This is a genomic window from Albimonas pacifica (assembly GCF_900113695.1).
GTDB classification, from domain to species: Bacteria; Pseudomonadota; Alphaproteobacteria; order Rhodobacterales; family Rhodobacteraceae; genus Albimonas; species Albimonas pacifica.
Window position 1 is genome coordinate 78,659 of the sequence record NZ_FOQH01000009.1, and the last position, 16,763, is coordinate 95,421.

At 73.4% G+C, this 16,763-nt stretch carries 13 protein-coding genes; 6 read left to right on the forward strand and 7 right to left on the reverse strand.

Going from position 1 to position 16,763, the window contains the following annotated elements; genetic code table 11:
• Positions 1-110 precede the first annotated feature (110 nt).
• Positions 111-2,723 (reverse strand): ATP-binding response regulator, encoded by a 2,613-nt coding sequence (locus tag BM064_RS19330; RefSeq protein ID WP_245779221.1) that lies wholly within the window; start codon positions 2,721-2,723, stop codon positions 111-113.
• 460 nt (positions 2,724-3,183) lie between these two features.
• Positions 3,184-4,407 carry an RsmB/NOP family class I SAM-dependent RNA methyltransferase gene (locus BM064_RS19335; protein WP_092862405.1) on the reverse strand — a complete coding sequence of 408 codons (1,224 nt, stop codon included), beginning with the start codon at positions 4,405-4,407 and terminating at the stop codon, positions 3,184-3,186.
• Positions 4,408-4,607: 200 nt separating this feature from the next.
• Here BM064_RS19335 and BM064_RS19340 point away from each other — a divergent pair, with 200 nt between their 5' ends.
• Positions 4,608-6,338, forward strand: coding sequence for a gamma-glutamyltransferase family protein (locus BM064_RS19340; RefSeq protein ID WP_092862407.1), 1,731 nt, complete (start codon positions 4,608-4,610; stop codon positions 6,336-6,338).
• Between the two features lie 166 nt (positions 6,339-6,504).
• On the opposite strand, the gene BM064_RS19345 is transcribed toward BM064_RS19340, so the two are convergent.
• Positions 6,505-7,167 (reverse strand): uracil-DNA glycosylase, encoded by a 663-nt coding sequence (locus tag BM064_RS19345; RefSeq protein ID WP_092862409.1) that lies wholly within the window; start codon positions 7,165-7,167, stop codon positions 6,505-6,507.
• A 121-nt stretch (positions 7,168-7,288) separates the two neighbouring features.
• Entirely contained in the window at positions 7,289-7,861 is a 573-nt protein-coding gene (locus tag BM064_RS19350) for a LabA-like NYN domain-containing protein (protein ID WP_092862411.1), read from the reverse strand.
• 555 nt (positions 7,862-8,416) lie between these two features.
• On the opposite strand from BM064_RS19350, the gene rpoZ reads away from it, so the two are divergent.
• The 4 genes from rpoZ (at position 8,417) to BM064_RS19370 (ending at position 12,695) form a co-directional block, all read left to right on the forward strand.
• Complete coding sequence (gene rpoZ, locus BM064_RS19355) at positions 8,417-8,776, forward strand: DNA-directed RNA polymerase subunit omega (protein WP_092862413.1); 360 nt, start codon at positions 8,417-8,419, stop codon at positions 8,774-8,776.
• A 40-nt stretch (positions 8,777-8,816) separates the two neighbouring features.
• Complete coding sequence (locus tag BM064_RS19360; protein WP_092862415.1) at positions 8,817-11,126, forward strand: RelA/SpoT family protein; 2,310 nt, start codon at positions 8,817-8,819, stop codon at positions 11,124-11,126.
• Between the two features lie 4 nt (positions 11,127-11,130).
• Positions 11,131-11,757: a DUF2062 domain-containing protein gene (locus tag BM064_RS19365; protein ID WP_092862417.1), complete on the forward strand. Its 627-nt coding sequence runs from the start codon at positions 11,131-11,133 to the stop codon at positions 11,755-11,757.
• Positions 11,758-11,912: 155 nt separating this feature from the next.
• Positions 11,913-12,695 (forward strand): pyridoxine 5'-phosphate synthase, encoded by a 783-nt coding sequence (locus BM064_RS19370; RefSeq protein WP_092862419.1) that lies wholly within the window; start codon positions 11,913-11,915, stop codon positions 12,693-12,695.
• Between the two features lie 58 nt (positions 12,696-12,753).
• On the opposite strand, the gene BM064_RS19375 is transcribed toward BM064_RS19370, so the two are convergent.
• From BM064_RS19375 to BM064_RS19385, 3 genes are read right to left on the reverse strand one after another with little or no spacing between them, the layout of a single operon-like run.
• Entirely contained in the window at positions 12,754-14,103 is a 1,350-nt protein-coding gene (locus BM064_RS19375; RefSeq protein ID WP_092862421.1) for an 8-oxoguanine deaminase, read from the reverse strand.
• Between the two features lie 2 nt (positions 14,104-14,105).
• Complete coding sequence (locus BM064_RS19380; protein WP_092862423.1) at positions 14,106-14,750, reverse strand: LysE family translocator; 645 nt, start codon at positions 14,748-14,750, stop codon at positions 14,106-14,108.
• Positions 14,751-14,780: 30 nt separating this feature from the next.
• The gene (locus BM064_RS19385; RefSeq protein WP_092862425.1) at positions 14,781-15,968 is read right to left on the reverse strand and encodes a urate hydroxylase PuuD; all 1,188 of its coding nucleotides are present in this window, start codon (positions 15,966-15,968) and stop codon (positions 14,781-14,783) included.
• A 147-nt stretch (positions 15,969-16,115) separates the two neighbouring features.
• Between BM064_RS19385 and uraD the strand changes: the two genes are divergently transcribed.
• Positions 16,116-16,637 carry a 2-oxo-4-hydroxy-4-carboxy-5-ureidoimidazoline decarboxylase gene (gene uraD, locus BM064_RS19390; RefSeq protein ID WP_092862427.1) on the forward strand — a complete coding sequence of 174 codons (522 nt, stop codon included), beginning with the start codon at positions 16,116-16,118 and terminating at the stop codon, positions 16,635-16,637.
• Positions 16,638-16,763: the final 126 nt, after the last annotated feature.

Here is a 16,763-nt window from a genome sequence, read left to right on the forward strand (position 1 = left end):
ACGGGGCGGAAGCCGGCGGGCTCGGGGCGGCGTCCACGTCCCTCCGGTTCCGCCGGGGTCCCGCCGCCGGCCGCAGGCGACCGGGCCGGAGGCGGCGCGGCGGCGTCGGGTCAGGCGGCCTCCCGGTCGCCCTGGGCCTCGCGGATCGCGGCGGAGAGGTCGGCCAGCGAGTAGGGCTTGGGCAGGAACACGAAGTCCCGCAGCCCCTCCAGGTTGCGGCGGAAGGCGCCCTCGGCGTAGCCGGAGACGAAGACCACCGCCACGTCGGGCCGCGTCTCGCGCGCGGTCTTCACCCAGCTCGGGCCGTCGAGGCCCGGCATCACCACGTCCGAGACGATGACGTCGACGTGGAAGCCGGGATCCTCGAGGATCTCCAGCGCCTCCTCCGCGTTCTCGGCCTCGACCACCTGGTAGCCGCGCAGGCCCAGCGCGCGGGTGGCGAAGGAGCGCACCGGCGCCTCGTCCTCGACCAGCAGCACCACGCCCTCGGCCCGGGTCTCGGCCACGCGGCGGGCGTCGGCGTCGGCGGGCGGGGCGCGGTGGGCGGCGCCGGCCTCGCCCTCGAGCCGCGGCAGGTAGACGGTGAACACCGCCCCCGAGCCCGGCGGGCTGTCGGCGAAGATGAAGCCGCCGGTCTGCTTGACGATGCCATAGGCGGTCGACAGGCCCAGCCCCGTGCCCTCGCCCGGCTTCTTGGTGGTATAGAAGGGCTCGAAGATCTGGCCGATGCGGTCGGGGGGGATGCCCTGGCCCTCGTCCGAGACCTCGATCGCCACGTAGTCGCCCGGCGGCAGCACGGCGCGGTCGCGGCGGAATTCCTCGTCGAAGCGCACGTTGCGAGTGCGCACGCGCACCTCTCCGCCGGCGGGCATCGCGTCGCGGGCGTTGACCACCAGGTTCATCACGACCTGCTCGAACTGGCGCTCGTCGACGCGCACCAGGCCGAGATTCTCGCCATGTTCCAGCTTCAGGCGCACCTTCTCGCCCAGCAGGCGGTTGAGGAGGTGGCTGAGCTCGGTCAGCGTCGCCACCAGGTCGGTGGTCCGGGGCTGCAGGGTCTGCTTGCGCGAGAAGGCCAGCATCTGGCGCACCAAGGCGGCGGCGCGGTTCGAGTTCTGGCGGATCTGCATCAGGTCCGAATGGTCCGCGTCCGAAGCGTCGTGGCGCATCAGCAGCAGGTCGGTGTGGCCCGCGATCGCGGTCAGCAGGTTGTTGAAATCATGCGCGACCCCGCCGGCGAGCTGGCCCACGGCCTGCATCTTCTGGCTCTGCACGAACTGGGCCTCGAGCGTCTTGAGCTCGGTCGCGTCGCTCATCACCGCGATCAGGGTGGGGCGGCCGTCCTCCTCGAGGCGGGAGAAGGAGAGCTGCAGGAAGGTCTCGCGGTCGTCGCGCCGGCCCCGCGCGATCTCGGCCCGGCCGGTGGAGCGGCCGCGCGCGGCCTCGGCGATGCGCTCGGCGATGGGGCGGCCGAGCCCCTCGGCCAGACGCTCGAACCGGGCGCCGGCGACGGCGCCGGGGCCGAGCAGGCGGCGCGCGCGTTCGTTGGCCGAGATCAGCACGCCGTCGACCCCCAGCCGCGCGACGGCCACCGGCAGTCGGTCGAGCAGGTCGAGCCCGGCCGCGCGCGGGCGCGCGTCGCCGGGCAGCAGCAGCCAGCCCAGGCGCCCGGCCTCCGGCCCCGGCGCGTCGGCCTCGGCGGCGATGCGGGCGCGCAGGGCGGTGGGCAGCGGCAGGCCGCGCAGCGGGCCGCCGTCGGCCGAGGCGAGGTCGTCGGGCGGCGCGGCGGCGGCGGGATCGAGCTCCGCCAGCGCGGGGGCCACGTGGCGGGCGGCGGCGTTGGCGGCGAGCCCGCCGGGCCCGCGCATCACCGCCGGCAGCCCCATCGCGTCGAGGGCCGCGGCGAGGCCGGCGGCGGCGGCGGGCGAGGGCGGATCGATGCGCCACAACAGCCGGTCGGGCGAAAGGCGGCGCAGCCCCACCCGGCAGGCGCGGCCGCCGAAGCGGAGCTGCCGGGTCTCGGCTGCGCCCTCCGCCCGGGCGACGCGCAGCAGGCGGTAGATCTCGCGCGCAGGGGGCGTGCCGTCGGCGCTCGGGGAGGGCGCGTCGAACAGCGCCTCGGCATGGTCGGGCAGGCCCGCGGGGAACAGCAGCGGCGCGGCCTCGGGCAGGCCCGGCGGGGGGACGGCCCGGCGCGCGAGGCGCAGCGCGGGGTTGCAGGCGAGGGTCCGGCCCCGGGCGTCGGTGAGGGCGACGGGGCCCGGATCCTCGGCGTGCAGCGCCTCGAGCGCGAGGGCGTCGGGCGAAGGGCGCGGCGCGGCGCGCGTCGACCAGGGCTGGGCGGCGCGGGCGACGAGCGCGATGGCCAGCGCCCCGATCGCGAAAGCGCCGAGCGCCATGCCGATGTGGTCGTCGATCGCGAGCGCCAGCGCCAGCGCCAGCGAGGCGACGCCGATCACCACGATCTCGGGCGCCGCGCGCAGGTCGCCCGCCGTCGCGGCGGACGGGCCCGCGGCCGGCCGCCGCGGCGAGGCGTCGTCCGGGAGGCCGGCGGCGGCGTCGGCAGAGGCGTCGGCAGGGGCCTGGGCGTCGGCGGCGTCGTCGGCGGGGGCGGCGCGGACCGGTCCCGCGGGGGGGCGACGCGTGTCGGGCGCGTCGGCCTCGCGTCCCGGCTCGGGCGGAGGCGCGTCCTCGGGCGGGCGGCGGCTGGCGTCGAGCGTCATCCGCGGGCGCCTGCGGGGGGCGGGCAAGCCGCCGCTCTGCGGGCGGGCGGCGCGGCGCAGGGCGCGGCGCGGGGCGTGATCGTCGCCTCGCCCGGGGGCGGCGCGGTTGCGCGAGACCCAGCCTTCCTCATCGCCGCCATCGCCTCCCCATCGCCCAGCCCGATCCGGCCGCACGGCGGCCGGTCTTCCCGACCCGCCGAAGCCGGCGGCGAAGGCGACCGACCCCGCGCCGGGCCGTCCCCGAACAACAGGGGACCGCGCCGACGCTCTGGCCGTCACCGCGCCGGGACAGTGAAGGCGTGAAACCCTTAGAAAGGGTAAACCATGAAAGCGCAACTATCTAGAGTTGAGCGCGACTTGCGCCCATCCCCGGCGGCGGCGTGGGGCGACGGCGTGGGGATGCGGCGCCGGGCGCAGGCCGCGCAGCGCCCGGACGGCGGCCCTGCCGGCCCCCGCGCGGTCAGGCCGGGCCGCGCACGAGCCGGGCGGCGTAGAAGCCGTCCCCGCCGTCGAGGGGGGTCAGGCGCAGCTCCTCCGACAGCTCGAAGCCGGAGCCGGGCAGGAAGGCGCGCACGCGGGCGCCGTTCTCCTCCTCCAGCAGCGAGCAGGTGGCGTAGACCAGCCGGCCGCCGGGGCGCACGAAGGCGGCGGCGGAGGCCAGCACCTGGGACTGCACGCGGGTCAGCCGCGCGAGCCCCTCGGGCGAGAAGCCCCACTTGGCGTCGGGGTTGCGCCGCCAGGCGCCGGAGCCCGAGCAGGGGGCGTCGGCGAAAACCAGGTCGAAGCTCGCCTTCGCCGAATCGGGGACCGGGCCCGGCAGCGGCGCGATGCGCGCGCCGGCGCGGGCCGCGCGCGGGGGCAGGTCCTGCATCCGGGCGGGGTCGACGTCGTGGGCGATGACCTCGCCCTCCCCGCCCATCGCCGCGGCCAGCGCCAGCGCCTTGCCGCCGCCGCCGGCGCAGTAGTCGAGCACCCGCTCCCCCGGACGGGCCCCGGCGAAGGCGGCGGCGGCCTGGGAGGCCACGTCCTGCACCTCGACCCAGCCCTGCAGATAGGCGTCGGCGCTCTTCAGCCCGCGCCCGCCGGAGGTCACCCGCAGCGCGTCCGGCGTGGCGGGGCCCGAGGCGATCGAGACGGGCGCCGCCAGCACCCCCTGGGCCGCGAGGCTCGCCAGCGCCTGCTCGGGGCGCGCCTTCAGGCGGTTCACGCGCAGGTCGACGGGGGCGCGGCGGCGCAGGCTGTCCATCACCGCCTCGGCGTTCGGGCCGTGGGCGGCGCGGAACAGGGGCGGCAGCCAGTCGGGGAGGTCGAGGCGCAGGGCGTCGGGCGCCTCGATCACCCCGCGCTCGGCGCGCTCGGCCAGGCGCTCGCGCTCGTGCTCGGTGAGGGGGGCGGGGGCGTGGCGGGCGCCGGAGAACAGGGCCTCGGGGTCGCCGGTCTCGGCCGCCAGCGCCAGGATCCGGGCGCGGCCGCCGTCGCCCGCGCCCTCGCCGGCCGCGGGCCAGGCCAGCGAGCGCCAGCGGCGCAGGGCGTCGTAGACGAGGTCCGCGATGGCCGCCCGGTCGCCGGAGCCGGCGTAGCGGTTGGCGCGCCGCCAGGAGACCAGGAGGCGGTCCATCGGGCGCCCCGGCGCCCAGGCGTCGAGGATGTCGATGGCGGCCTGGAGGCGGGCGGCGGGGGTCATGGCGGGTCTCCTGCGCTTCTGGCGGCGTCTGCACGCTCAACCTAGCGCCGCGCTGCAGCGCAGCAAAGGGGCGGCGGGGGCGCAGGCGGGGAGATCCCGGCGGAGATCGGTCGAGGATCGCCAAGCGCGCTGGCCCTGCGCGCGCGGAGCGCCTAGCCTCCGCCCCCGAAGCCCCGGCCAGACGTCTGCGAGGAGCCGCCATGTCCCGTCGCCCGCCTTTCCCGACCGCCCTGCCCGGCCTGGCGCTGGCGGCCCTGCTGGCGCTGCCCGCCGCCGCCCAGACCCAGGTCGCGCCCGAGGCGACCCACGCCCGCCGCCCGGTCCCCGCCGAGGCCGTGGCGGAGCGCTTCATGGTCGCCGCCGCCCATCCGCTGGCCGCCGAGGCGGCGCGCGACGTGCTGGCCGAGGGCGGCACGGCGGTCGATGCGGCGATCGCCGCGCAGGCGATGCTGGGGCTGGTGGAGCCGCAGAGCTCCGGCCTCGGCGGCGGCGCCTTCGCGCTGGTCTGGGCGGGGGGACGCCTGACCTCCTGGGACGGGCGGGAGACGGCGCCGGCGGCGGCCGGCCCCGACTACTGGCTGACGGCGGAGGGCGAGCCGATGGCCTTCGCCGACGCCGTGCCGGGCGCGCGCTCGGTCGGCGTGCCGGGCGTGCCGCGGCTGATGGAGGCGATGCACCAGGCCCACGGGCGCCTGCCCATGGCGCGCCTGCTGGCGCCCGCCATCGCGGCGGCGCGCGAGGGCTTCGCGGTCTCGCCGCGGATGGCGGCCTCGATCGCCTCGGCCCCCGGGCTCGACGCCTTTCCCGCCGCCCGGGCCTATTTCTTCGCGGGCGGCGCCCCGCTGGCCGAGGGGGCGCGCCTGCGCAACCCGGCCTATGCCGGGTCGCTGGAGGCGCTGCGCGACGCGGGGGCCGAGGCCTTCTACACCGGCCCCCAGGCGCAGGCGCTGCTGGAGGCGCTGGAGGGGTCGTCCAACCCCTCGCCGATGACCGCGGAGGATCTCGCGGCCTACCGGGTGGTGGAGCGGCCGGCGGTCTGCGTCGACTATCGCGCCTGGGAGATCTGCGGGATGGGCCCGCCCTCCTCGGGCGGTCTGAGCGTGGGGCAGATCATGGGCATCCTGGCGCATCGCGACCTGCCCGCGCTCGGCGACGGTCCGCAGGCGTGGCGGCTGACGGCGCAGGCCTCGGCGATGGCCTTCGCGGACCGCGGCCTCTACATGGCCGACGCGGATTTCGTGGAGATGCCGCAGGGGCTGCTGAACCCCGACTACCTGGCGGCGCGCGCGCAGGCGCTGGACGCCGACGCCCCGCCCGCGGCGCCCTATGCGCCGGGCGAGCCGCCCTGGGACCACGCGCGGCTGCGCGCCCCGGACGCCCAGGCGGAGCGGCCGGGGACCACGCACCTGTCGGTGGTGGACGCGGAGGGGATGGCGGTCTCGTGGACCGCCTCGATCGAGACGGGCTTCGGCTCGCGGCTGATGGCGAACGGGTATCTGCTGAACAACGAGCTGACCGACTTCAGCTTCCGCCCCGAGCAGGACGGCGCGCCGGTGGCGAACCGGGTCGAGGGGGGCAAGCGGCCGCGCTCCTCGATGGCGCCGACGATCGTGCTGCGCGACGGCGAGCCGGCGCTGGTTCTGGGCTCGCCCGGGGGGGCGCGGATCATCGGCTACGTGGCGGGGACGCTGGTGCGGATCCTCGACTTCGGGATGAGCCCCGCGCAGGCGGTGGCGGCGGGGCACGTGGCGAACCTCAACGGGATCACGCATCTCGAGGCGGGGACCGAGGCGGAGGCGCTGGCGCCGAGCCTCGGCGAGACGCGGGCCTTCGACATGAACTCCGGCCTGCACGTGATCGCCATCGGTCCCGACGGGCGGCTGAGCGGCGCCGCGGATCCGCGGCGGGAGGGCGTGGCGCTGGGCGAATAGGGCGCCGCGTCGGGCGTCGCGCCCGGGGCCGAGGCCCCGCCCGCGGCGCGCCCGGGAGGCGTCGCCCGTGGCGAGCGGTCCCGGACGCCGCCGCCGCGCCCCCCTCCGGTCGGGGGCGGGGTGGGTGGGCGGGAGCCGCCGGCCGGAGGGGGGCGCGGCGGCGGCGCTACCCGTCGAGGAAGGCGCGCACCTGGCCGAAGACGTCCTCGAACATCTCGGTCGTCAGCACGCCGGTGTTGGTGTTGTAGCGCGAGCAGTGGTAGCTGTCGAAGACCGTCAGCCGCCCCACCTCGTGGCGTGCGGCATGGCCGAAGGGATGGTCCTTCAGCTTCGCCCCCAGCGCGCGGATCACGCTGTCATGGCTGATCCGCCCCAGGCAGACGATCGCCCGCAGCCCCTCCAGCGCCCCGATGCGCGACGCGAGGAACCGCCGGCAGGTGTTGATCTCCGCCCCCACCGGCTTGTTCTGCGGCGGCACGCAGCGCACGGCGTTGGTCACCATCGCCCCGTGCAGCGCGAGCCCGTCGTCGGGCGAGGCCTGGAATTCCCCGGAGGTGAAGCCGAACCTGCCGAGCGTGGCGTAGAGCAGCCCGCCCGCGAAATCGCCGGTGAACGGCCGTCCGGTGCGGTTGGCGCCCGAGACGCCGGGCGCCAGCCCCACCACCAGCAGGCCGGCCCCAGGGTCGCCGAAGCTCGCCACCGCGCCGTTGAACCAGTCGGGTTCGCGGGCGCGGACCTCCTCGCGATAGGCGACGAGACGGGGGCAGAGGGCGCAGTCGGCCGGCGCCTCGGGCGGCGCGGGCGGCAACGCTTGGGCGCTTCGGCTCATGGCGGGGGGATCCGTCGGCGAAGAGGGGCGGATCGCCGAGCGAGGCGGCGAAGGCGGAGGTCCCGCAACCGGCGCGGCCCGCGCCGGGGGGCGCGGGCCGCGAGCGGTTGCGGAGCGACGATCAGGCGTCGTCTTCGGCGTCGACCGTGTCGGGCGCGCGCACCGGGCGGGGCGGACGGCCGATGATCTCCTTGAGCTCGTCGAGCTCGATGAAGTTGTCGGCCTGCCGGCGCAGGTCGTCGGCGATCATCGGCGGGCTGGTGCGGATGGTCGAGACCACCGAGACCCGGACCGCCTTGCGCTGGATGCCGGCCACCAGCGGGCGGAAGTCGCCGTCGCCGGAGAACAGCACCATGTGGTCGATGCGGTCGGCCATCTCCATGGCGTCGACCGCCAGCTCGATGTCCATGTTGCCCTTGATCTTGCGGCGGCCGGTGGAGTCGGTGAACTCCTTCGCCGGCTTGGTGACCATGGTGAAGCCGTTGTAGTCGAGCCAGTCGACCAGCGGGCGGATCGGCGAATACTCCTGATCCTCCACCAGGGCGGTGTAATAGAACGCCCTCACCAGCTTGCAGCGACGCATGAACTCGTTACGCAGAAGCTTGTAGTCGATGTCGAAGCCCAGGGCTTTCGCGGCGGCGTAGAGGTTTGACCCGTCAATGAAGAGGGCCAGACGTTCGTCACGGTAGAACATGCAATCTCCTTCGCCGCGAACCGCGTGCCTGACAATTTCTCCGCCCTCAGCAGGGCGAATCGGTTCCGGCGCGTCGTGCGGAGCCTTTCGCCAAGCCAGAGAAGGATGCAACCATCGCGCGGCCGAAATCGACCGTCTTTGAAGCCCGGGAAGTGCGATTCACGCCAAAGCGTGCATTTTTGATCCGCGTCGACGGCGGTTCGACGGGCGGTTTCGTCTCGAATTGTTAACCATTGGGGCAAATTCGCGGCGAAACCGCGTCCACCTTCTCGGCAGGGGCGCAAGATTACCTGTTGGGCGCCCCATTATTCGGCGCCGACGGCGATCCGTCACGAAAAAGTTGAGAAAATCGCTCGGCCGCATCGGAAACGCCTTGACGCGGGAGCGCGCGCGCGGGCGAGGTGGGGCGCGCGTCGCCGGAGTCCGCGCAGCGACGCCCCGCCGCGGGGCGCGCGCCGCTCGACGCGTCGAATTCGCACCGTGCGCGCCCTTGCGCATCGTCTCGGCAAGGCATACTAAGGCGGTTCTCCCGAAACGCCTGCCGGAGACGACTTCATGGCCCGCGTCACCGTCGAGGATTGCGTCGACAAGGTTCCCAACCGGTTCGATCTGGTTATGCTCGCCGCCCATCGTGCGCGCGAGATCTCGACCGGCGCCGAGATCACCATCGACCGCGACAACGACAAGAACCCGGTCGTCGCGCTGCGCGAGATCGCCGACCAGACCCTGACCCCCGACGACCTCGAGGAAGGGCTGATCCAGTCGCATCAGCGTCATATCGAGGTCGACGAGCCCGAGGACGACGAGATGGCGCTCCTGATGGGCGGCGGCGAGGTCGACGCGCCCGTCGACGACGTCTCGGAGGAGCAGCTGCTCCGCGCCCTGATGGCCGAGCAGGCGGAAAACAAGGGCTGAGGTCGAGAGGATCCCCCGCCCCGGGCGACCGGGGCGGCGCATGGGGGAGGACGATGTGGGCGACGGCTTCATCCGACAGTTCGAACTCGTCGAGAGGGTCCAGGCCTACAACCCCAACACGGACGAAGGTCTGCTGAACGCAGCCTACGTCTTCGGCGCAAAGGCGCACGCCCCCCAGAAACGCGCCAACGGAGAGCCCTACTGGGGCCACCCCGTCGCGGTCGCCGGCATCCTGACCGAGCTGAAGCTCGACGACGCCACCATCGCGACCGCGCTCCTCCACGACACGATCGAGGACTGCCCGGGCGTCACCTACGGGACCATCGCCGAGCATTTCGGCGACGAGATCGCGGAGCTCGTCGACGGCGTCACCAAGATCTCCAAGCTCAAGCTCTCCTCGAAGGAGACCGAGCAGGCCGAGAACCTGCGCAAGCTGCTGATGGCGATGTCCAAGGACGTGCGCGTCCTGCTGGTCAAGCTCGCCGACCGGCTGCACAACATGCGCACCATCCAGTTCCTCAAGCCCGAGAAGCAGGAGCGCAAGGCTCGCGAGACCATGGAGATCTATGCGCCGCTCGCCGGGCGCATGGGCATCCAGTCGCTGCGCGACGAGCTCGAGGACCTCTCCTTCCAGGTGCTGAACCCGCGCGCGCGGGATTCGATCATCCGCCGCTTCGGCCAGCTGAAGCGCGAATCCGGCGACGTGATCCCCCAGATCCTCGAGGATCTGCAGATCGTCCTCGCCCAGGAAGGCATCGAGGCCGAGGTTTCCGGCCGCGAGAAACGCCCCTACGCCATCTGGCGGAAGATGGAGGAGAAGGGGCAGGAGTTCTCGCGCCTCTCCGACATCTACGGGTTCCGACTGATCTGCCGGACGGAGTCCGACTGCTACCGCGCGCTGGGCGCCGTGCACCGGCGCTGGAAGACGGTGCCGGGGCGGTTCAAGGACTACATCTCGACGCCCAAGACCAACGGCTACCGCTCGATCCACACCACGGTGTCGGGGCGCAACGCCAAGCGGGTCGAGGTGCAGATCCGCACCCGCGAGATGCACGAGGTCGCCGAGACCGGCGTCGCCGCGCACTGGGCCTACAAGGACGGGCAGCGGGGCGAGAACCGCTTCACCGCCGACCCGTTCGCCTGGCTCCGCCAGCTGACCGACGATTTCAAGAGCGCCGAGAAGCCCGACGAGTTCCTCGAGCACGTGAAGCTCGACATGTTCCAGGACCAGGTGTTCTGCTTCACCCCGAAAGGCAGGGTCGTCACCCTGCCCCGGGGGGCCACGCCGATCGACTTCGCCTACAACATCCACACCCGCATCGGGGACAGCTGCGTCGGCGCCAAGATCGACGGGCGGCGCGCGCCGCTCTCGACCCGGCTGCGCAACGGCCAGACGGTGGAGATCATCCGCGCCGAGGCCCAGCGCCCCCAGCCGGTGTGGGAGGAGATCGCCGTCACCGGCCGCGCCAAGCAGGCGATCCGCCGGGCGCTGCGCGCCGAGCGGCGCGAGGCCGACGTGCGCATCGGCCGGGGCATCGTGCAGTCGGCCTTCGAGCGCGCCTCCAAGACGATGACCCGCAAGGCGCTGGCGCTGGCGGCCGAGAAGCTCAACCACGACGGGCCCGACGACCTGCTGCAGGCGGTGGGGGCGGCCGAGGTCTCGGCGACCCAGATCCTGACCGCGCTGTTCGGGCGAGAGGGCGACTTCGACGCGCCCCTGCGCCCCGCGGCGCCGGGCGACAGCTCCCGCCTGCCGGTGACGGGCGTGTCGCGCGCGCGCAAGGTCAAGTTCGGGGAGTGCTGCCAGCCCGTCCCCGGCGACCGCATCGTGGGCATCGCCGAGAAGGGCAAGGGCGTGACGGTCCACGCCATCGACTGCCCCGTCCTCGCCGACTACGAGGAGACGCCCGAGGCCTGGGTCGACCTGCGCTGGGACCCCGAGACCGCCTGGACCCAGCCCCACCAGACCTCGCTGACCGTGACCTTCGCCAACCAGACCGGGGCGCTGGCGCGCGTGTGCACGGTGATCGCGGAGCTCAACGCCGACATCGCCCACCTGGAGCTGATCGAGCGCAAGCCCGACTTCTATCGCGCGCGCATCGACCTCGAGGTGCGCGACGTCAAGCACGTCTCCCAGGTGGTGACGATGCTCAACGCCCAGACCATGGTCCACGAGGCCGCCCGCCTGACCCCGGGCGCAGGCGCGCCCGCCAGCCGTCCCGCCCCCCTGCCCGCCGGTCCGGTGGTGCGCATGGCCGGGCGCGAGGACGGGCTCGGCGCCGAGCCCTCGGGCGCGCGCACGCCGGGGTCCGCCCGCGGGCGGGCCGGCGCGCCCGCCGGGGGCGGCTGACTCCATGTTCCGCCGCCGCGACCCTCTTCCCTTTCGCGACCGGTTCCGGGAATTCCTGTCCCCCCGCAAGGGCTGGCAGCGGGGATACCGCTACCTGGGCAAGCGCATGCAGCGGCTGCCCGACACGCCGCACCGCATCGCGCTGGGCTTCGCCTGCGGGGTCTTCGCCTCGTTCACCCCGTTCTTCGGCTTCCATTTCGTGATCGCCGCGGCGCTCGCCTTCGCGCTGCGCGCGAACGTGCTGGCCTCGGCCACGGGCACCTTCGTGGGCAACCCGCTGACCTTCCCGGTGATCGCCGGCGCCTCGTTCTGGATGGGGCGCAAGATCACCGGCATCCACTTCGCCGAGCCCTACCACGGCTGGACCTTCGGCTGGCTGTGGGACAACCTCGACGCGATCTTCGTGCCCTATCTGGTGGGGGGCGTGCTGCCGGGGCTGGCGGGCTCGGTCGCCTTCTACCTGGTGCTGCGCCCGATGATCGCCGCCTATCAGAACCGCCGTCGCTCGAAGCTGATGGCCGTCGCCAAGGAGCGGGTGCGCCAGGCCCACGAGCGGCGCCGTGCGGCGAAGGAGGCCAAGCAGGCCGCCAAGGCCTCGCCGATCCGCCGCGCCGGCGATCCGGCGAGCTGAGCCGCGCCGTCCCTCCGGCGAGGACCTGCCCGACGATCCGCGGAGAGGGCGCCGAGGCGCGCTCTGGTCGCGCCTGGAGGCCGCCTGGCGTCAAGACAACCTCGCCGCGGGCGCCTATGCTGCCCGCGACCGACTCTGCGAAAAGGACCCGCGCGATGACCCTGGCGAAGCCTCTCGGCCGACTGCGGCTGGGCGTGAACATCGACCACGTCGCCACCATCCGCAACGCCCGCGGCGGCGCGCATCCCGACCCGATCAAGGCCGCCAAGATCGCCGAGGCCGCGGGCTGCGACGGCATCACCGCGCACCTGCGCGAGGATCGCCGCCACATCACCGACCCCGACATCGAGGCGCTGATGGGCGCCCTGTCGGTGCCGCTGAACTTCGAGATGGCCGCCACCGACGAGATGCAGGCGATCGCCCTGCGCCACCGCCCCCATGCCGTCTGCATCGTGCCCGAGAAGCGGGAGGAGCGCACGACCGAGGGCGGGCTCGAGGTGGCGAAGGAGGAGAACCGGCTCGCCCATTTCATCGCGCCCCTGCGCGAGGCGGGCTGCCGCGTCTCGATCTTCATCGCCGCCGACCGCCGCCAGATCGAGGCCGCCGCGCGCATCGGCGCCCCGGTCATCGAGCTGCACACCGGCGCCTATACCGACGCCCATAACGAGGGCCGCTTCGACGAGCGCGACGTCGAGCTCGAGCGTCTGCGCGAGATGGCCGCCTTCGCCCATTCCATCGGCCTCGAGGTCCATGCCGGCCACGGCCTGACCTACGACACGGTCAAGCCCGTCGCCGCCTTCCCGGAGGTGATGGAGCTCAACATCGGCCATTATCTCATTGGCGAGGCGATCTTCTCGGGCCTCGACAGCGCCATCCGGCGGATGCGGGCGCTGATGGACCAGGCCCGGCAGGAGGCGTTCGGCGAAGGGGCGGCGTAGGGCGCATTTCAATGCGCCATCGGCGGGCGGAGGGCGGCAAGGCGCATTGAAATGCGCCCTACCCCTCCGCCAGCCTGCGGGCGAGCCTGCGGTGCTTTTCGACCTCGGCCTCGAAGCCCTGCATGACGATGCGCCCCTCGCGGACCACGGCGCGGCCCTCGACATAGGTCTCGCGGGCCCTGGCGTCGGCGCAGAGGAGGAGGCCCGCCAGAGGATCCCAGCCGCCCGCCTGGGCGAGGCCGTCGGTGGCGAACACCGCGAAATCGGCGCGCTTTCCGACCGAGAGGGAGCCAAGGTCGTCCCGCCCCAATACCTGCGCGCCGCCCAGCGTCGCGATCTCCAGCGCCTCGCGCGCGCTCATCGCGTCGGCCCCGCGGGAGACGCGCTGCAGCAGCATCGCCTGCCGCGCCTCCGCCAGCAGGTCGCCGGAGTCGTTGGAGGCGGAGCCGTCGACCCCCAGCCCCACCTTCACGCCCGCGTCGCGCATCGCGCGCACCGGGGCGATGCCGCTGCCGAGCCGGCAGTTGGAGCAGGGGCAGTGCGCGACGCCGGTCCCGGTGCGGGCGAAGAGCGCGATCTCGGAGGCGTCGAGCTTCACGCAGTGGGCGTGCCAGACGTCCTCGCCGACCCAGCCGAGCCCCTCGGCGAAATCGCCGGGGCGCTGGCCGAAGGTCGCCAGCGAATAGGCGATGTCCTCGTCGTTCTCGGCGAGATGCGTGTGCATCAGCACGCCCTTGTCGCGCGCGAGCAGCGCCGAATCCCGCATCAGTCCCGGCGAGACCGAGAACGGCGAGCACGGCGCCACCCCCACCCGGATCAGCGCGCCGGGGCGGGCGTCGTGATGGGCGTCGATGACGCGGATGCAGTCCTCCAGGATCGCGGGCTCGTTCTCGCACAGCGCGTCGGGGGGCAGGCCGCCCACGCTCTCGCCCACCGACATCGAGCCGCGCATGGCGTGCAGGCGGACGCCGAGGCGCAGGGCTGCGTCGATCTCGTCCTCCAGCCGCGCGCCATTGGGGAAGATGTAGAGGTGGTCGGAGGAGAGCGTGCAGCCCGCGAGCGCCATCTCGGCCAGGCCGATGAGGGCGGAGGAGTGGATCTCCTCCGGGCCCATGCGGCTCCAGATCGGGTAGAGCGACTGCAGCCAGCCGAAGAGCAGCGCGTCCTGGCCGGCGGGGACGGCGCGGGTCAGGGTCTGGAACAGGTGGTGATGGGTGTTCACGAGGCCCGGGATCACCACGCAGCCGGAGACGTCGAGGATCTCGTCCGCCGCCGCGGGCAGGGTCGCGGTCGGCCCCACCGCCTCGATCACCCCGTCGCGGGCGAAGAGGCCGCCGTCCGCGATCTCGCGCCGCTCCCCGTCCATCGTGGCCAGCACCCGCGCGTGGCGGAGGAGAAGCGTGCCCATGCTCAGGCCCTCTGCATCGCGAGGCGGGCGGCGAGGGCGAGGAAGATCGTCCCCGTCGCCGCCTGCATCGCCTGGGTCATGCGGCGCGAGCGCGCCAGCGCCCGCCCGATGTGGCCCGCCGACAGGCCCACCGCGCCGTTGATCGCCATGCCCCCGATCCCCAGCACCGCGCCGAAGACCAGGAACTGGGCGAGGATCGGCCCCGCCTCGGGCCGCACGAACTGGGGGACGAGGGCCAGCACGAAGATCCCCATCTTGGGGTTCAGCAGGTTCACCAGCAGACCCGCGCGAAACGCGGCCGCGGGCCGCATCGCCCGGGCCGCGGGGCCGCGGGCGAGCCCCTCGCCCCGCGCGAGTTCCCGGAAGGCGCCGAAGGCGAGCCAGACGAGATAGGCGACGCCGGCCCAGCGCACGACCTCGAAGGCGACCGGGTGGGCGGCCATCAGCGCGGCCAGCCCCACGCCCGCCGCCGTCGCATGCACGAGGCTTCCGGCCGAGATCCCCGCCGCCGCCGAGACCCCCGCCGCCGGCCCCGAGCGCGCCCCCTGCCCGAGGCAGAACAGCATGTCCGCCCCCGGCGTCAGGTTCAGGGCCAGCGCCACGGGCACGAAGAGGGCGAGGGTCTCGGGGGCGACGGGGAGGGGCATGGCGGGCTCCGGGCTGCGGTCGGCTCCCGCCTACTCCGAGGGCGCGCCGGCGCGCAACCAGGCGCCGAGGACGGCGCGCTCCTCGGGGGTGATGCCGGTCTCGTTGCCCAGCGGCATGATGTTGGACATCACCGCCTGCGCGATCATCTTGGGCGCGTGGGCGCGGATCTGGTCGAGATCGTCGAACATCACCCCGCCCGGCGCCTCGTCGAAGCTCTCGTGGCTGGGACGGGCGGCGTGGCAGGTCGAGCAGTGGGTCGCCACGATCGCCATGGCGCGCTGGGGCTCGAGATCCGCCTGCACCTGGTCGGGCCGCCAGGACGAGAGCCACATCATGCCCACGAACAGGAACGAGGCGACGGGAAGCTGCCAGTAGACCGCCCAGCCGTGCTTGCCCATGTCGTGGCTGTTGAAGAAGTGGCGCACGATGCCGCCGATCGCCAGCACGAAGGCCACCATGATCCAGTTCAGCGGATGGCCGAAGGCGATCGGATAGTGGTTCGAGATCATCATCGCGACCACGGGCAGCGTCAGGTAGTTGTTGTGGGTCGAGCGCAGCTTGGCGATCTCGCCGTAGCGGGGATCGGGCTCGCCGCCGGCCTTGAGGACCTCGACCACCTTCTTCTGGTTGGGGATGATCACCATGAACACGTTGCCCGACATCATCGTGGCGATCAGCGCGCCGGTGTGCAGCCAGGCCGCGCGGGCCGAGAACACCTGGCCGTAGAGCCAGCAGATGAAGACGATGGCCGCGTAGAGCACCGCGAACAGCAGGGGCGGATTGGCGCGCAGCGCGCTCTTGCACAGCTGGTCGTAGAGGAACCAGCCCACGAACAGCGACCCCGCCGAGACCAGCACCGCCAGCCCCACGGGGATGTCGGCGACGGAGCGGTCGATCAGCAGGCCTTCGGCCCCCCACCAGTAGGTGACGGCGAGCATCACGAAGCCGGTCAACCAGGTGGAATAGGCCTCCCACTTGTACCAGTGCAGGATGGCCGGCATCTTCTCGGGGGCCACCGAATACTTGCGGATCTGGTAGAAGCCGCCGCCGTGGACGGACCAGCTCTCGCCCTTCACGCCCTGGGGCAGGTCCGGGTCGTGGCGCAGCGAGTAGTCCAGCGCCATGAAATAGAACGACGACCCGATCCAGCCGATGGCGGCCACGATATGCGCGGCCCGGACCAGAAAACTGATCCAGTCGTGAAAAAGCGCCTCCATGGGCAGGGTCCCCCGTCGTCCGGTCTTTATTTCCTGGGGGGGGAGGTTATCTGCGCTAGGCGGCCCCGGCCAAGGGCGTTTCGCGCTCGCCACCGGGGCTTCGGCGCCGCAGCATGTCTTCCGCCCTCCCCGCTCGAAGGAGCCGCCATGTTCGTTTTCCCCCAGCCCCCCGCCGAGATGACCCGGGACGCCTTCGTCGCCCGCTTCGGCGGCGTCTACGAGCACTCGCCCTGGGTGGCCGAGCGCGCCTGGGACGCGGGACTGGGCGAGGAGACGGCGACCTCGGGCGGCCTCTCGGGCGCGCTGCACGCACAGGTGATGGCGGGCGACGAGGACGAGCGGCTGGCGCTGCTGCGCGCGCACCCCGACCTCGCGGGCAAGCTGGCGCTGGCGGGCGGGCTGACCGCCGAATCGAGCGCCGAGCAGGCGGGCGCCGGCCTCGACCAGTGCACGCCCGAGGAACTGGCGGAGTTTCAGGAACTGAACGCCCGCTACACCGCGCGCTTCGGCTTCCCCTACATCCTCGCCGTGAAGGGCCGCCACCGCGAGCAGATCCTGGAGAATTTCCGCGCCCGGGTGGAGAACGACCCCGAGGCGGAGCTGGCCGAGGCCATCGAGCAGGTCCGCCGCATCGCCCTCCTGCGGCTGGAGGCGATGGCCGGGGGCTGAGCAGGCGGAAGCTTCCGCTACGGAATGCCTTGATTTCACGTCACAATGATTGCTTCCCGTTCATCCAGGAGGTTAGGGTTCCTCATCATCTGTTCACCTGACGATCCGTCGGGCTGCGTAAATCGG

Coding starts and splice junctions, on each gene's coding strand:
- BM064_RS19330 (WP_245779221.1), bottom strand. CDS start 2,723: ATGACGCTCGACGCCAGCCGCCGCCCGCCCGAGGACGCGCCTCCGCCC.
- BM064_RS19335 (WP_092862405.1), bottom strand. CDS start 4,407: ATGACCCCCGCCGCCCGCCTCCAGGCCGCCATCGACATCCTCGACGCC.
- BM064_RS19340 (WP_092862407.1), top strand. CDS start 4,608: ATGTCCCGTCGCCCGCCTTTCCCGACCGCCCTGCCCGGCCTGGCGCTG.
- BM064_RS19345 (WP_092862409.1), bottom strand. CDS start 7,167: ATGAGCCGAAGCGCCCAAGCGTTGCCGCCCGCGCCGCCCGAGGCGCCG.
- BM064_RS19350 (WP_092862411.1), bottom strand. CDS start 7,861: ATGTTCTACCGTGACGAACGTCTGGCCCTCTTCATTGACGGGTCAAAC.
- rpoZ (WP_092862413.1), top strand. CDS start 8,417: ATGGCCCGCGTCACCGTCGAGGATTGCGTCGACAAGGTTCCCAACCGG.
- BM064_RS19360 (WP_092862415.1), top strand. CDS start 8,817: ATGGGGGAGGACGATGTGGGCGACGGCTTCATCCGACAGTTCGAACTC.
- BM064_RS19365 (WP_092862417.1), top strand. CDS start 11,131: ATGTTCCGCCGCCGCGACCCTCTTCCCTTTCGCGACCGGTTCCGGGAA.
- BM064_RS19370 (WP_092862419.1), top strand. CDS start 11,913: ATGACCCTGGCGAAGCCTCTCGGCCGACTGCGGCTGGGCGTGAACATC.
- BM064_RS19375 (WP_092862421.1), bottom strand. CDS start 14,103: ATGGGCACGCTTCTCCTCCGCCACGCGCGGGTGCTGGCCACGATGGAC.
- BM064_RS19380 (WP_092862423.1), bottom strand. CDS start 14,750: ATGCCCCTCCCCGTCGCCCCCGAGACCCTCGCCCTCTTCGTGCCCGTG.
- BM064_RS19385 (WP_092862425.1), bottom strand. CDS start 15,968: ATGGAGGCGCTTTTTCACGACTGGATCAGTTTTCTGGTCCGGGCCGCG.
- uraD (WP_092862427.1), top strand. CDS start 16,116: ATGTTCGTTTTCCCCCAGCCCCCCGCCGAGATGACCCGGGACGCCTTC.